General features: G+C 66.7%; 12 protein-coding genes. 5 read left to right on the top strand and 7 right to left on the bottom strand.

Annotated features, from left to right (window positions below; genetic code table 11):
* Positions 1-1,467, top strand: a 1,467-nt coding sequence (locus B1964_RS18795; RefSeq protein WP_079930836.1) for an ABC transporter ATP-binding protein, incomplete at its 5' end; no start/stop codon positions are given.
* The gene (locus tag B1964_RS18790; RefSeq protein ID WP_079930835.1) at positions 1,464-3,221 is read left to right on the top strand and encodes an ABC transporter ATP-binding protein; all 1,758 of its coding nucleotides are present in this window, start codon (positions 1,464-1,466) and stop codon (positions 3,219-3,221) included. The genes B1964_RS18795 and B1964_RS18790, both read left to right, overlap by 4 nt.
* Here B1964_RS18790 and B1964_RS18785 read toward each other — a convergent pair.
* Positions 3,207-4,814: an AMP-binding protein gene (locus tag B1964_RS18785; protein WP_079930834.1), complete on the bottom strand. Its 1,608-nt coding sequence runs from the start codon at positions 4,812-4,814 to the stop codon at positions 3,207-3,209. The genes B1964_RS18790 and B1964_RS18785 overlap by 15 nt on opposite strands.
* Positions 4,815-4,953: 139 nt before the next feature.
* On the opposite strand from B1964_RS18785, the gene B1964_RS18780 reads away from it, so the two are divergent.
* Positions 4,954-6,549 carry an acyl-CoA synthetase gene (locus B1964_RS18780; protein WP_079930833.1) on the top strand — a complete coding sequence of 532 codons (1,596 nt, stop codon included), beginning with the start codon at positions 4,954-4,956 and terminating at the stop codon, positions 6,547-6,549.
* 8 nt (positions 6,550-6,557) lie between these two features.
* Here B1964_RS18780 and B1964_RS18775 read toward each other — a convergent pair whose 3' ends face one another.
* Both B1964_RS18775 and B1964_RS18770 read right to left on the bottom strand, forming a co-directional pair.
* Positions 6,558-7,394: an SDR family oxidoreductase gene (locus B1964_RS18775; RefSeq protein ID WP_079930832.1), complete on the bottom strand. Its 837-nt coding sequence runs from the start codon at positions 7,392-7,394 to the stop codon at positions 6,558-6,560.
* A gap of 157 nt (positions 7,395-7,551) precedes the next feature.
* Positions 7,552-8,202, bottom strand: a complete 651-nt coding sequence (locus B1964_RS18770) for an NAD(P)H-binding protein (RefSeq protein WP_079930831.1) — start codon at positions 8,200-8,202, stop codon at positions 7,552-7,554.
* 122 nt (positions 8,203-8,324) lie between these two features.
* Between B1964_RS18770 and B1964_RS18765 the strand changes: the two genes are divergently transcribed.
* Positions 8,325-8,750 carry a hypothetical protein gene (locus B1964_RS18765; protein WP_079930830.1) on the top strand — a complete coding sequence of 142 codons (426 nt, stop codon included), beginning with the start codon at positions 8,325-8,327 and terminating at the stop codon, positions 8,748-8,750.
* Here the strand turns inward: B1964_RS18765 and zapE are convergent.
* The gene (gene zapE, locus B1964_RS18760; RefSeq protein WP_079930829.1) at positions 8,721-9,707 is read right to left on the bottom strand and encodes a cell division protein ZapE; all 987 of its coding nucleotides are present in this window, start codon (positions 9,705-9,707) and stop codon (positions 8,721-8,723) included. The genes B1964_RS18765 and zapE overlap by 30 nt on opposite strands.
* A 42-nt stretch (positions 9,708-9,749) precedes the next feature.
* Here zapE and B1964_RS18755 point away from each other — a divergent pair, with 42 nt between their 5' ends.
* Positions 9,750-10,319: a TetR family transcriptional regulator gene (locus B1964_RS18755; RefSeq protein ID WP_079930828.1), complete on the top strand. Its 570-nt coding sequence runs from the start codon at positions 9,750-9,752 to the stop codon at positions 10,317-10,319.
* Here B1964_RS18755 and B1964_RS18750 read toward each other — a convergent pair.
* The 3 genes from B1964_RS18750 to B1964_RS18740 form a co-directional block, all read right to left on the bottom strand.
* Positions 10,306-11,436, bottom strand: coding sequence for a nitronate monooxygenase (locus tag B1964_RS18750; protein WP_079930827.1), 1,131 nt, complete (start codon positions 11,434-11,436; stop codon positions 10,306-10,308). The genes B1964_RS18755 and B1964_RS18750 overlap by 14 nt on opposite strands.
* Before the next feature lies 1 nt (position 11,437).
* Positions 11,438-12,196, bottom strand: a complete 759-nt coding sequence (locus B1964_RS18745) for a CoA-transferase subunit beta (protein WP_079930826.1) — start codon at positions 12,194-12,196, stop codon at positions 11,438-11,440.
* Positions 12,193-12,987 (bottom strand): CoA-transferase (locus B1964_RS18740; protein WP_079930825.1); only part of this gene is annotated, 795 nt, incomplete at its 5' end. The genes B1964_RS18740 and B1964_RS18745, both read right to left, overlap by 4 nt.

The raw sequence follows: 12,987 nt of genomic DNA, 5'->3' as shown, positions 1-12,987 counted from the left end.
TTCGGGACAACGAGCTCGGGTCGAGTGCGTCAGTCCGTGCAGAACGACGTCGGTGAACTCCACTACCTCGTGGCCCACGCGGACGTGGAAACCACTGCGGCAGTGGCCACCCCGTTGTTCGCGCTCATCTACTGCTTTGTGCTCGACTGGCGTCTGGGCCTGCTGGCCGTCGCGACCCTGCCGCTGTATGCGATCGCGTACGCCTGGATGGTGCGCGACATGACCACACAGCAGGCCACGATGAACGCCGCACTGGCCCGCATCAGTTCGACCATCGTCGAATTCGTCACCGGCGTCGCCGTCGTCAAGACCTTCGGACAGACCGGACGGGCGCACAGGGCGTTCTTGCGCGCCGCCGACGAGTTCAACGACGACTTCGCGGGATATGTGGGCCCGATGCTGCGTATCGAGGCGCTCGCGGCGATGATGCTCTCCGCACCGCTGATCCTGCTGGTCAATCTCGCGGGCGGGTACTGGTTCGTGGATGCGGGCTGGGTCGGGGCGATCGATGTCCTCGGTGCCACCCTGATCGCGATGGTGCTGCCGTCGACACTGATGGCGGCGATGATGGCCATGCACAGCCGGCAGGGCGCGGCGGCCGCGGCCGGTCGCATCGTCGGGTTGCTGACGTTGCCCGAATTGCCGATCGCCACCGAACCTGCTGTGCCCGAGGGTAATCGGATCGAGATCGACGATGTGCACTACTCCTATCCGACCGAGGGACCAGCCTCCGGTACGCCTGCTCTGCAGGGCGTGAGCGTGACGCTCGAGCCCGGCACCCTGACCGCGCTGGTCGGTCCGTCGGGCAGCGGCAAATCGACTCTGGCGACCCTGATCCCGCGGTTCGTCGACCCCGACGCCGGGGCCGTACACATCGGCGGGGTCGACGTTCGTGACATCGACCCGCAGGTCTTGTATCGACATGTCGGCTTCGTGCTGCAGGACTTCGCGCTGCTCGACATGAGCGTCGCCGACAACATCGCGCTCGGACGTCCCGACGCCACCCGCGCCGAAGTGGAGTCGGCGGCTCGCGCGGCACGGATTCACGACCGGATCACCGCCTTGCCCAACGGATACGACACCCGGGTCGGCACCGACGCCCACTTCTCCGGCGGTGAGGCGCAGCGTGTGGCGATCGCGCGGGCGCTGTTGTGCGACACCCCGATACTGATCCTCGACGAGGCCACCGCGTTCGCCGACCCCGAGTCCGAAGCCGATATCCAGCAGGCGATCTCGTCGTTGATCGCCGGCCGGACTGTACTCGTCATCGCGCACCGGCTCGGCTCGATCACCCACGCCGACACCATCGTCGTCCTCGATGAGGGCCGGATCGTCGAGCGGGGTCGTCACGACGATCTCGTCGCCGCCGGCGGCACGTACGCCACCATGTGGCGGGCCTGGCGCAGCGACCCTGCAGCAGATCCGGCAGGCACTGCCGCGACAGTACCGACAGGAGTTCTCCGATGATCCGTGGTTATCTGCGCATTCTCGGTGACGAGGCCGGGCGCATGTATGTGTTCCTCGCGTGGGCGATCGTCTACGGACTCGCCCAGGGCGCCGCGATGTTGCTGCTGGTACCCATCGCCCGCGACCTCTTCGACGGTGACCTCGCCGGTGCCGGCCGCTGGCTGTTGGTGTTGGTGCCGGTCGTGCTGATCTGTTGTGTCACCTTCTATCTGCAGTCGCTGACGGCGATGCGGATGGCGGTGCACACCATGCGTTCCCTGCATCACCGGCTCGGTGATCATCTGGTGACGTTGCCGCTGGGATGGTTCACCCGCGACAAGACCGGATCGGTCTCGCAGATTGCGGTCAAGGGAACGATGTTCGTCGGCAGTGCGGGTGCGCACCTGATGACGCCGGTGGTCACCAATCTCGTCGGGTCGGCGACCGTCGTGGTCGGATTGTTCTTCTTCGACTGGCGTATCGGGGTGACCGCCGCCCTTGGCGCGGTGGTCCTGTGGCTGGCCGGCCTGCGTGCGAGTGCGATGATCGCCGACGCCGAGGCGCAGAATCACGGCACCGCGGTCGAGGTCAACAATCGGGTTCTCGAACTCGCAAGGTTTCAGCCGACCCTGCGTGCGTTCGGGGCGGCGGGCTCGGCCTATCAGCCCCTCGAGGAGGCGCTGGACCGTCAGCATCGGGTGGGCCGGAAGATGATGGGCCGGTCGGTCACCGGGTTGTTGCTCAATGGTGTTGCCGTACAGGCGGTGTTCACGACCATCCTGATCGTCGGCGCCGCTCTCGCGGTCACCGGTCACGTCGAGACCGCGTTGCTGATGGCGGTGTTCGGGTTGGCCGCGCGCTTCACCGACCCCATTTCCGAACTGGCCGAACTGGGATCGGCGATGCGGATGTCGACCGCCGAGATTCGGCGCATCACCGACATCCTCGACACGCCGCCGATGCCGGCGCCGCCGAGCCCGGTCGTCCCCACGACGCGGGGGTCGGTCGAATTGTCCGGCGTCGATTTCGGTTACGGCGGTACTGATCACGATCGTTCGCCGAAGACCCTGCACGGCATCGATTTCCGGGTTCCCGCCGGATCGATGACGGCGCTGGTCGGCCCGTCCGGATCGGGTAAGACCACGATCACCCGGCTGATCGCACGGTTCTACGACGTCGACGCGGGAACGGTGCGGGTCGGTGGCGTCGATGTCCGAGAGCAGGACACCGCAACCCTGATGGCGCAGCTGGCGTTGGTCTTCCAGGATGTCTACCTCTTCGACGACACCCTGTGGGAGAACATACGTATCGGCCGGCCCGACGCCACCGACGACGAGATCCGAGCGGCCGCAACGACTGCCGGGGTTGATTCGGTGGTGGTCCGTCTTCCCGGCGGCTGGGATACCCGCGTCGGTGAGGGTGGCTCGGCGCTCTCCGGTGGCGAGCGCCAGCGTGTGTCGGTCGCCCGGGCGTTGGTCAAGGGCGCACCGATCGTGCTGTTCGACGAGGCCACCAGCGCACTCGACCCGGAAAACGAGGCGCACGTGGCGGCGTCGATCCGTGAACTCGCCACGCAAAGTACGGTTCTGGTGATCGCGCACAAGATCTCGACCGTACTCGCCGCCGATCAGATCGTGGTGCTCACCGCCGACGGTCGCGTCGACGACATCGGACGCCACGACGAACTGTTGGCGCGCGGTGGCACCTATGCCGAGTTCTGGGCGCGACGCAACGCCGCGGCGGGGTGGACGATGACGGTCTCAGCCGACGTGTGAGGTGCCGGCGGTCACCTCGTCGAGCCAGGCGCGGGTGACCTTTCCGGTTGCGGTGCGGGCGATCTCGTCGACGAAGACGATGTCGCGCGGGACACGTGAGCGCGACAGTTCCTGACCGATGTGTTCTTTGAGCGTTGCGTCGTCGACGTCGTGGCCCGCGCGGCGGGCGACCACCGCCGAGAGTCGTTGACCGAAGTCGGCGTCGTCCACGGTGAAGACCGAGGCGTCGGCGACACCGGGGTGGCGGTGCAGTGCGAGTTCGACTTCTTCGGGGTAGACGTTCTCACCGCCGGAGACGATCATCGAGTCCGATCGACCGCGGACGTACAAGCGGCCGACGCCGTCGAGGTAACCCGTATCGCCGGTGGCAACCATGCCGTCGACGCTGTGTGTGGAGCTTCCGTCGGTATACGAACGCATCTGTGCTCCGGTGCGGACGTAGATGTCGCCGACCCGTCCGGGGCCGACGGGCGTGCCGTCGATGAGGATCGCCACCCGGACACCGAGCGGAGCGGACCCGGCGCAGGACGGGTCGTGCGCGAGGTCGGCGGGGGTGGCGATGGTGATGTAGGAGACCTCGGTGGCGCCGTAGAGGTTGTGCAACACCGGGCCGAACCGTTCGGTGACGGCGGTGACGAGATCGGGGTCGAGTCGCGCGCCGCCCGACCCGATGATGCGCAGACGACCGGAAAGTGGTTGCAGCACCGCGTCGTCGAGATCCATGATCCGCTTCAGCATGGTCGGTACCGCGACGAAGGCGGTGCAGTTCTCGGTGAGCATCGTTGCCACGGCACGCTCGGCGGAGAACCGCCCGTCGAAGACGAGGGTGGCCCCGGCGAGGAGGCCGGTGAGGGTGGCGATCAGGCCCCATCCGTGAAATGCCGGCGGCGCCAGGTAGATCACGTCGGATCGACGCAGCGGGATCTTCTCCAGCAGGCCGGCCAGCGTCGAGAGCATGGTCAACGGAGAACTGCTGCGGGCTGCGCCGCGGGGTACACCGGAGGTCCCGGAGGTGAGGATGACCAGCTCGGGATTGCCATGCGCGCGTGGGGGAATGGAGTCGTCGGCGGCGGCGAGCACCGATTCGAGGTCTTCGGTGCGGATGGTGCGTACTCCCGTGAGTTGGGAGAGCCGGCCGGTGAATTCGTCATCGTGGAGCAACAGATCGATGTGCTCGCGCTCGCATACGGTCGTCAGCTGCGCGGAGCCCATGTCGGTGTTGAGAAAGACCACCCGAACACCGCCGGCGAGAGCTCCGAGCAGGGCGATCACCAGCTGCGCACTGTTGCGGCACATGATGCCGACGGTCGGGCGGTCGCCGGTGGTGTCGAGCTCACGCAACACCGTGATCCACCGGCGGGTGGCGATGGCGAGGTCGCGGTAGGTGAGCGGAACCCCGCGGTCGACGACGGCGACCGAATCGCCGAACCGGGCGGCGAGCACCTCGGTCAGCGTCGCCCCACCCCCGGCGCGAGCGGCCCGCAGCGTGGCAGGTAGCTCGGTCGGACCGGGCAGGATGCCGGCGCGGGCGAGCCTGCCCGTGGCGCGGAGTTCGATGGCGATCCGGCGCAGGCCGGCGAGGCTGGGGGTCACCGACAGGATTCTGCCTCAAAGAAACGAATCGATCAATGTGTGCCAACGATGGAGCGGATGGAAGGCGATCGGTTCCCCATGGTTGGACGACCTAGTAATTTGTGAGGTCGACAACACCTCGCGGGTAACGGAGGCAGTGATGGGACCGGAATTCAGCGAATCGACCGAGGCGGCGATCCGGACGGCGCGCGAACACTCGATCGGCGCGTTGCTGCATCGCAGTGCCCAGCGCAGCCCCGACAGGATCGCGATCATCGACGGGCATACGGAACTGACGTTCGCCGAGTTCGATGCCGCGGTGAACCGGTGCGCCAACACCCTGGCCGCGCAAGGTCTACAGCGCGGAGACCGGTTGGCGCTGATCAGTCACAACTGCTGGCAGTTCGGCGTTCTCAACTTCGCGACCGCCCGCCTCGGGGTGATCCTGGTGCCCATCAACTTCGGGCTCGGCGCCGAGGAGATCGCGTTCATCCTGACCCACAGCGGGGCACGCGGCGTCGTCGTCGAGGACGCTCTCGGGCCGACGGTCATCGCGGCGATCGACCTCGCCGCCGCCGCGGTCGACATCCGCGGTTGGATCGCCCTGTCCGGTGCCGCGCCGGCACCCGCCTGGGAGGACGCGACGGCGTGGATGACCACCGGCGACGCGACTGCTCCGGGCGTCGTCGTCGGCGACGACGAGCCGGTGCGGATGATGTACACCTCCGGCACCGAGTCCCGCCCCAAGGGGGTGCTGCTCTCCAGTAAATCGCTGATCACGCAGTATGTTTCGTGCATCATCGACGGTGGCATGTCGGGTGACGACGTCGAGATCCACTCGCTGCCGATGTATCACTGCGCGCAACTCGACTGCTTCTTCTCCACCGACATCTACCTCGGGGCGACCAGTATCATTTTGCCCGCGCCCGATCCGGCGACGATCCTGGCGACCATCGAGTCCGCGCGTGTCACCAAACTGTTCTGCCCGCCGACGGTATGGATCTCGCTGCTGCGTCACCCCGACTTCGACACGCGCGACCTGTCGTCGTTGCGCAAGGGGTACTACGGCGCCTCACCGATGCCGGTGGAGATCCTGCGCGAGTTGTCGCGCCGATTGCCCGAGGTGTTGTTGTGGAACTTCTACGGCCAGACCGAGATGTCGCCGCTGGCAACCATTCTGCAGCCGCATGAGCAGATCGACCGCGCCGGGTCGGCCGGACGGGCATCGTTGAACGTCGAGACCAAGGTCGTCGACGACGACGACAATCCGGTACCGGTGGGGGAGGTCGGCGAGATCGTACACCGCAGTCCCCATGCGGCGCTGGGCTATTACCAGGACCAGGAGAAGACTGCAGCGGCATTCCGCAACGGATGGTTCCACTCCGGCGACCTCGGCATCATCGACGCCGACGGCTACCTCTCGGTGGTCGACCGCAAGAAGGACATGATCAAGACCGGAGGGGAGAACGTCGCCTCACGTGAGGTCGAGGAGGCGATCTATCTGCTCGACGGGGTGGCCGAGGTCGCGGTCTTCGGTGTGCCACATCCGAAGTGGATCGAGGCGGTCACCGCTGTCGTCGTCCCCAAGGACGGCGCGACCCTCACCGAGGAGGCCGTCGCGGCCCACCTCGAGCCGATCCTCGCCGGATACAAGCGGCCGAAATACATCGTGTTCGCCGATGCCCTGCCGAAGAATCCGAGCGGCAAGATCCTCAAGAAGGATCTGCGAGTCGAGCACAACGCGATCGCGGGGTAGCAGGGCCGTCAGTACAGGTAGTCCTCGCCACTCGCGCGCACGGTGATGTCGGAAAGGCTGATGCCCCAGGGTTGGTCGATCACATGGACGACGGCGTCGGCGAGTTCGTCGGGTGTGATCAGCCAGTACTCGGCGGAGTCGGGGTCGGTGAGTTCGTCGGGCAGCGTGCCCGCGACCATCTGCTTGGTGTGCTCGGCGTACTGTGCCGCGCGTTGCCCGACCATCCCGAAGATGGCTGCGCCGTTGACGATCCAGCTGGCCAGGTTGGTGCCGGCGACGCCGGTGGGGCGCACCGTGGTGACCTTGATCCTGCCCTTGGTCTCGATGCGCAGCGAATCCGACAGCGCGTTGACCGCTGCCTTGGTCGCGCTGTACACCCCGGATCCGGCGACGCCTGCGTTGCCGTAGATCGACGAGATGTTCACCACGTGGCCGCGGCCCTGCTCGATCATCTGGTCGTAGACCGCCGAGATGCCGTTGAGCACGCCCTTGATGTTGATGTCGATGGCCCGATGCCAACGGTCGGCTGCCCGCTTGTGGTCGGCGAAGAACGCCAGTGGCATCACGCCGGCGTTGTTGACGATGACGTCGATCGCCCCGAACTCGGCGACGGTTTGTGTTGCCACATCCCGCATCTGGGCGAGATCGGTCACGTCCGCGCCTATCGCCAATGCCTGCCCGCCGGTGGTGCGGATGCCGTCGACGACGGCTCCGAGGCCGGCCTCGTTGACGTCCACCCCCACGACGCGCGCGCCGCCGGCCGCACACTTCTCGGCGATGAGCGCGCCGAAGCCGCTTGCGGCACCGGTGATGATGATGACCTTGTCGGTGAGATGTCCGGACACGCGAGCCCCCTCTGGCGTCGACCGAGTTGCCGCCGATGCGGCAAATCGGTTCGGATGCTACACCGGCACCGCGCCTGGGCGTTTCGGGCCCTCGGCGGTTCGGCACTCGGTGCAACCGGCCGCCCGTATCGCCGGACCCGTGCCGCCGGAGAGGCCGTCAGTGCCCGGTGGTGAATCGCTTGCGGACGTGCGCGCGCTTCTCGATCTCGTCGACGAAGGCGAGTGCGTAGTCAGTACCCGAGATCTCCGAGCTGCCGTCGTCCTTGGTCACCAGGAGATCGTCGTCGGTGCGATAGGTGCCGGTGGTCTCACCGGGTGCCCAGGACCCGAACAGGGCGGCCGGGGAGACATAGAACCAGTCGAGCTCTTCGGGGCCTGCGCGTAGTGCGTCGAGTACATCCGCGTGGGCCAGCGCCTCGGGCTTCCATTCGTCGTTGAAGTCGGGGGTGTCGACCAGCCGTGGACCGCCCTCGGCCACCAACGAACTACCCGCTCCTCCGACCACACCGACGCGTGTGTTGTGCGCGAGCGCCGCCGCGGTCACCGAAGGAATCAGATCGACGAGAGCCTTCCCATCCACATCGGCACCGTGTACCGCGATCACCACGACGTCGGCGGTCTCGGCGACACGATTCACCAAGTCGGCGTCGGCGAGCGATCCGACGTCGTAGGTCACGCCGTCGACGGGGTCTGCGGGTGCGCCGGAGCGGCTGTACGAGGTGACCTGATGGCCGCGGCGAACGGCCTCTGCGGCGATGTGACCACCGGCGTACCCGGTGCCTCCGAAAATGGCGACGTGAGAACTCATACCGGATGTAACCGGACCGTGGTCCGCAGTTATTCCGCGGGTCTGCGGGATTTTCTCGGCTCGGTCCGTCGTCCGGTCGACATGGCTGGGCGGGTCGGGCTCCGCACCCTACGCTGACCGTCGTGACCTATGACGATGCCGAGTGGCACACGGATTCGGTGATCGACCTCGGCCTCGATGAGTCCGCGGCCGCCATCCACATCGCGGCCTTCATGGGCTGGGCGTGCAGACGCGGGTTGGTGCCCGCCGACGACCATGCCGACGCGATCGCCGACGCCACCGCTGAAACCGATTGTCCCTCCGGGTTCGTGGCGACACACTTCGTCTCGCAGATCAACGTCAGCAACCTCACTCCGCGCGGAAATCTCTTCGCCGAGCAGTGCTACGACGCGTATCTCCGGGCGTTACCCCGCACGGAGTTGATGGCCCGGTACGACAACGACTACCGCGTACCCGACACCTGGGACACCGTGGAGGAGATCGTCGCGTTGCTCGACGAGTTGTACGCGGAATGGGAGTCACACGGCGGCAGACTCGCCGAGCGTTGACAGTCTGCTCGTCACGCGGGCCCGCGACATGGGATCCAGAGCGGCGCAATGGGCGAATTCTGTTCTGTCGAGCGCACACTCGATGTTCAGTTCCGCCTCCTGGTCATAGAGGATGTCGACGAGGTGGACGAAGCGACGGGCACTCTGGCGGTCGGTTGTGGCCAGACCGGGCACGCCGCTGACGGTCCACGAACGGTATCGGTGAGCAAGGCGAAGATAGTCGGCGGCACCGAGCGGGCGGCCACAGATCTCCCCGAACGTCACCCCGAGATGGTCGCGAGTCGAGTCCCACACGGAGATGGTTCGTCCGTTGACCGACGTGGACTGCGAGACCCGTTGTGTTGGTGCGCCGTTCACGGTGATCCACAGACCGCCGGCGAATCCGTGGTCGCGGCGCGCGTTCGGACGGCGAATCGTGCGGTAGTCCGTACCGCCATCGAGTTCTATCGCCATACAGTGTGTTTCGATGAAGTCGATGGTCGGCAGGAAGGTGGCGTGCAACAGCGGGTGGGGCATCAGATCAGAAGGTCGATGATTGGACGTGATGATCAGGCGGATGTCGCGCTCGATCGCTCGCCGGATCACCGCGTCGACGTAGATCCCGTCGGCGCGGTCGTCGACGGTCAATTCATCGAAACACAGGACCCGGACATCCGACGTGATCGTCGCCAGCGCTCCCTCGACGCCGCGGTCTTTGATCAACGCATCGAGATCACGCCCGAACTCGTGCCAATGCAGCCGCCGTACCCACTTCGGGGGCAGTGCGCCGAGGTAGGTGTCGACAAGCCACGTCTTCCCTCGACCTACCGGCCCGGAGAGATAGAGATGATCACGGCCCGAGAGATGCTGTGCAGCAACGAGTTGGGTTGGATCGAGTCGAAAGCCGGCCCGGGTCGCGGCCTCGACGACAACGTCGTCACCCACCAGCGGCGCGGACTGCTTTCGACCACCGAACATTCCTTAACTCTATCATCGTAGAGTCTGGCTATCATGTGATGTGTGCCCCGTCCCGACCGTCGCCCACGAATCGCCGATGCCGCGCTGGAACTCGCGTCGTCCGGGGGAACACACGCGCTCACGCATCAGGCGATCGATCGTCGGCTCGACTTACCGAAGGGATCGACCTCGTATTACTTCCGCACTCGCGAAGCGCTCTTGCTGGCCGCCGCCGACCGGCTGATCACCATCTCCCGTGAGCGGTTCCGCGGCACGCTCGAACTGTCCGCCGGACAGACCAATCCGGTCGAGGTGATCAGCGACTACGTCACCGAACTCGTCACCGACCGCGTGGCCGAGGTGACCGCGCGTCAGGCGCTGTTGCTCGACGCCGGAATCGGGGATGACGTCCGTGGGCGCCTGCGCCGCTGCTTCTTCTCCGAGGACGCTGCCGCGGGGCTGATGCAGTCGCTGGGGTCCGCGCAGCCGCACGTGGCGGCCCGACGGTTGGTGACCGTCCTGGAGGGAGTGGTCTACAGCCACACCCAAGGTCTCGACCGCGATGAGCCGCACTCCTCGCGTCGCGGCGTCGTCGCCGATCTCGTTACGCGAACACTCCTCACACTGCGCTGACCGGCGCGGCGAGTGCGTGCAGCCGCTCGTGGGCCTGCGTCATGATCGACTGGATCAACTCGTCGCAGCTGGGCAGATCGTCGATCATTCCGACGACCTGACCCGAGGCGAGGACGCCCGCGCGGGTGTCGCCCTCGACGAGTCCTGCGCGCAACAACATCGGGGTGTTGCCTGCCATGATGATCTGCTGCCAGGTGCGTTCCCCGGAGCGTCGCATGGCGCGGCCGTCGCGCAGCATCGTCGTCCAGCGCATTCCGGTCAGCTGCTTGAACTCGTTGGCGTTACGGGCTGCGGCGACAAGGGCTTTGACGGAGCTACCGCTCTCCAGCGCCTCGACGAGCGGGGTGCGCAGGACCCGATGCGGCATCCCGTCGACCTTCACCGACACCACCGTGTCGCCGAGGCCCCGGGCCAGATACTCCTGCTTGACGGCGTCGGGCACCGCCGAATCCGAGGTCAGCAGGAACCGCGTCCCCATCGCCACCCCCTGCGCGCCATACGCCAGGGCGGCGGCCAGTCCGCGGCCGTCGAAGAATCCGCCGGCCGCCACCACCGGCATGTCGGATCCGTTGTCCGCGAGGGCATCGAGTACCGACGGCAGCAGCAACGTGGTGGCCACCGGTCCGGTGTGTCCGCCGCCCTCGCCACCCTGCACGATCACCGCGTCGGCGCCCCAGGAGGCCACCTTCACCGCGTGCTTGGCCGCGCCGATCGACGGGATCACCACCACACCATGCTCTTTGAGCTTGGCGATCAGCTCCTTCTTGGGCGCCAGCGCGAACGAGGCGACCTTGACGCCCTCGCGGATCAGCAGGTCGATCCGCTGCGGTGCGTCGGTGGCGTCGGCGCGGATGTTGACCCCGAAGGGCTTGTCGGTCAACGCTTTCGTCTTGGCGATGGCCGCCTCGAGTTCGTCGTAGGTCATCGTTGCCGACGCGAGGATTCCCAGACCGCCCGCGTTGGCCGTCGCCGACGTCAGCGACGGCCCCGACACCCAGCCCATCCCGGTTTGCACGATCGGGTACTCGACGCCGACGAGGTCGGTGAAGCTCGTCGGCAGGGGCGCGGCGCGCCCAGCACCCGTTGTGTCAGAGCCGGTCCTTTCATCGCCGGTCATCTCACCGCACCTCTTTGGCGCGAACACCCTTGGGATCGAGCACATCCCGGATCAGGCCGAGTTCCTCGTCGGAGGGTTCCCGCGTTGTCGGGGCCTCGGCGAGTCCGTCGATCTCGAAGGAGGTGTTCTCCGCGACCTCCTCGGCACTCACCCCGGGATGCAGTGACAGTGCCCGCATCGTGTGGTCGGGCCCGCCGAAGTCGAAGACACCGAGATTGGTGACGACGCGCGCGATGTCGACGTCGTCGAAGGCGGGGTTGTCGGGGTCGACCTTGTCGAAGCCGAGTCCGCAAACGATGTCGACGGCGTCGACGAACACGCGTGCCGAATGCCGTGGGACCCAGTAGCTCGTCGGATGGTTGATGGTGTTGCCGGGAGCGCCACGGGCGCCGAACATCTGTCGGGTCGGGTGTTGCAACGGGCCGAACGCCGACAGGTTCTGGTTACCGAAACGATCGATCTGGTTGGCGCCCATCACCACATGGCGCCGGCCCGAGGCCACGACGTCGAACACCTTGGAGAACGGCATCCACCCCTCGATGGCGCCCGTTTTGCCGATGCCCGGTGTGTCGGCGAGGATCAACGCCTCCCCATCGGTGATGAGCAGATCGGGCGCGAAGCTCAGCCGCGCCAAACGGGCCCCGAGTAGCGGGATCGGCGCCATCGGCGACGCCATGATCTCGCCTGCGCCACGGAAGATCTCGGCGCAGGAGACGACGCAGTACTCGGCCCGGGTGACCCCGGTGGTCACTATGGTCACTTGCGGTCCTCCTGTTCGGCACGCCACGCGGCGACCTCGCGTTGATAGGTGGGTTCGTCGACGTCGAGGAAGCGCGTGCGGAACGCGGCCCAGGTGTCGGCGTCCTTGGCCTGCTCGACGTAGAACCGCTGGAACGCCTCGTCGCGACCGTAGTCCCCCGCGAAAGAAAAGTGCGCCCCGTTCGGCGTATGCACCACCCGGTCCACATTCATCCTGTTGAGCAGAAGCCGTTGCACCGGAACGGACTTGACGAGCACCTCGGTGTCGACGAGCTGATCGGTCTCCAGATATCGGCGCGTTGCGGCGGCACAGAACAGGTCGTCCATGTACGGGTCGACACCGGTGTAGGCGGCGTTGCCGCGGGCATCGGCGAGATCGAGGTGGACGAAGGCGGCGTCGAGTCGCAGGGCGGGCATCGCGATGAGCGTCTGCGTGCGGCCGTCGGGGTCGGGATACGGGGACTCGACGGTCTTGAGCTCACCCTCCCAGAATGCCGGCACGTCGGAACCGAGTCCGGCCCGGATCGGCAGGAACGGCAACCGGGCCGCGGCGGCCTGCAGACCGCACTTGACCATGCCCTCGTCCATCTCGCGTGCCTCGATGGCGCCGGTGGTGCGGGCGTGGGCGAACCACGGATCGTAGAACGGGGCGGAGTCCAGGGAGACGAAGCCGTAATAGACGCGTCGGACTTTGCCTGCGGCGCACAGCAATCCGAGATCGGGTCCACCGTAGGTGACGATGGTCAAATCGGTCACCGCCGAGCGGGCCAACGCCCGGACGAGTGCCATCGG

The sequence above is a fragment of the Gordonia sp. i37 genome (assembly GCF_002043085.1).
Taxonomy (GTDB): Bacteria; Actinomycetota; Actinomycetes; order Mycobacteriales; family Mycobacteriaceae; genus Gordonia; species Gordonia polyisoprenivorans.
Note: the sequence above shows the minus strand (reverse complement) of the source record. Positions and strands in the feature narration are given on the sequence as shown.

Bases quoted from the DNA above. Each gene is read 5' to 3' on its own strand.
- B1964_RS18790 (WP_079930835.1), top strand. From the start codon at position 1,464: ATGATCCGTGGTTATCTGCGCATTCTCGGTGACGAGGCCGGGCGCATG.
- B1964_RS18780 (WP_079930833.1), top strand. From the start codon at position 4,954: ATGGGACCGGAATTCAGCGAATCGACCGAGGCGGCGATCCGGACGGCG.
- B1964_RS18770 (WP_079930831.1), bottom strand. From the start codon at position 8,202: ATGAGTTCTCACGTCGCCATTTTCGGAGGCACCGGGTACGCCGGTGGT.
- zapE (WP_079930829.1), bottom strand. From the start codon at position 9,707: ATGTTCGGTGGTCGAAAGCAGTCCGCGCCGCTGGTGGGTGACGACGTT.
- B1964_RS18750 (WP_079930827.1), bottom strand. From the start codon at position 11,436: ATGACCGGCGATGAAAGGACCGGCTCTGACACAACGGGTGCTGGGCGC.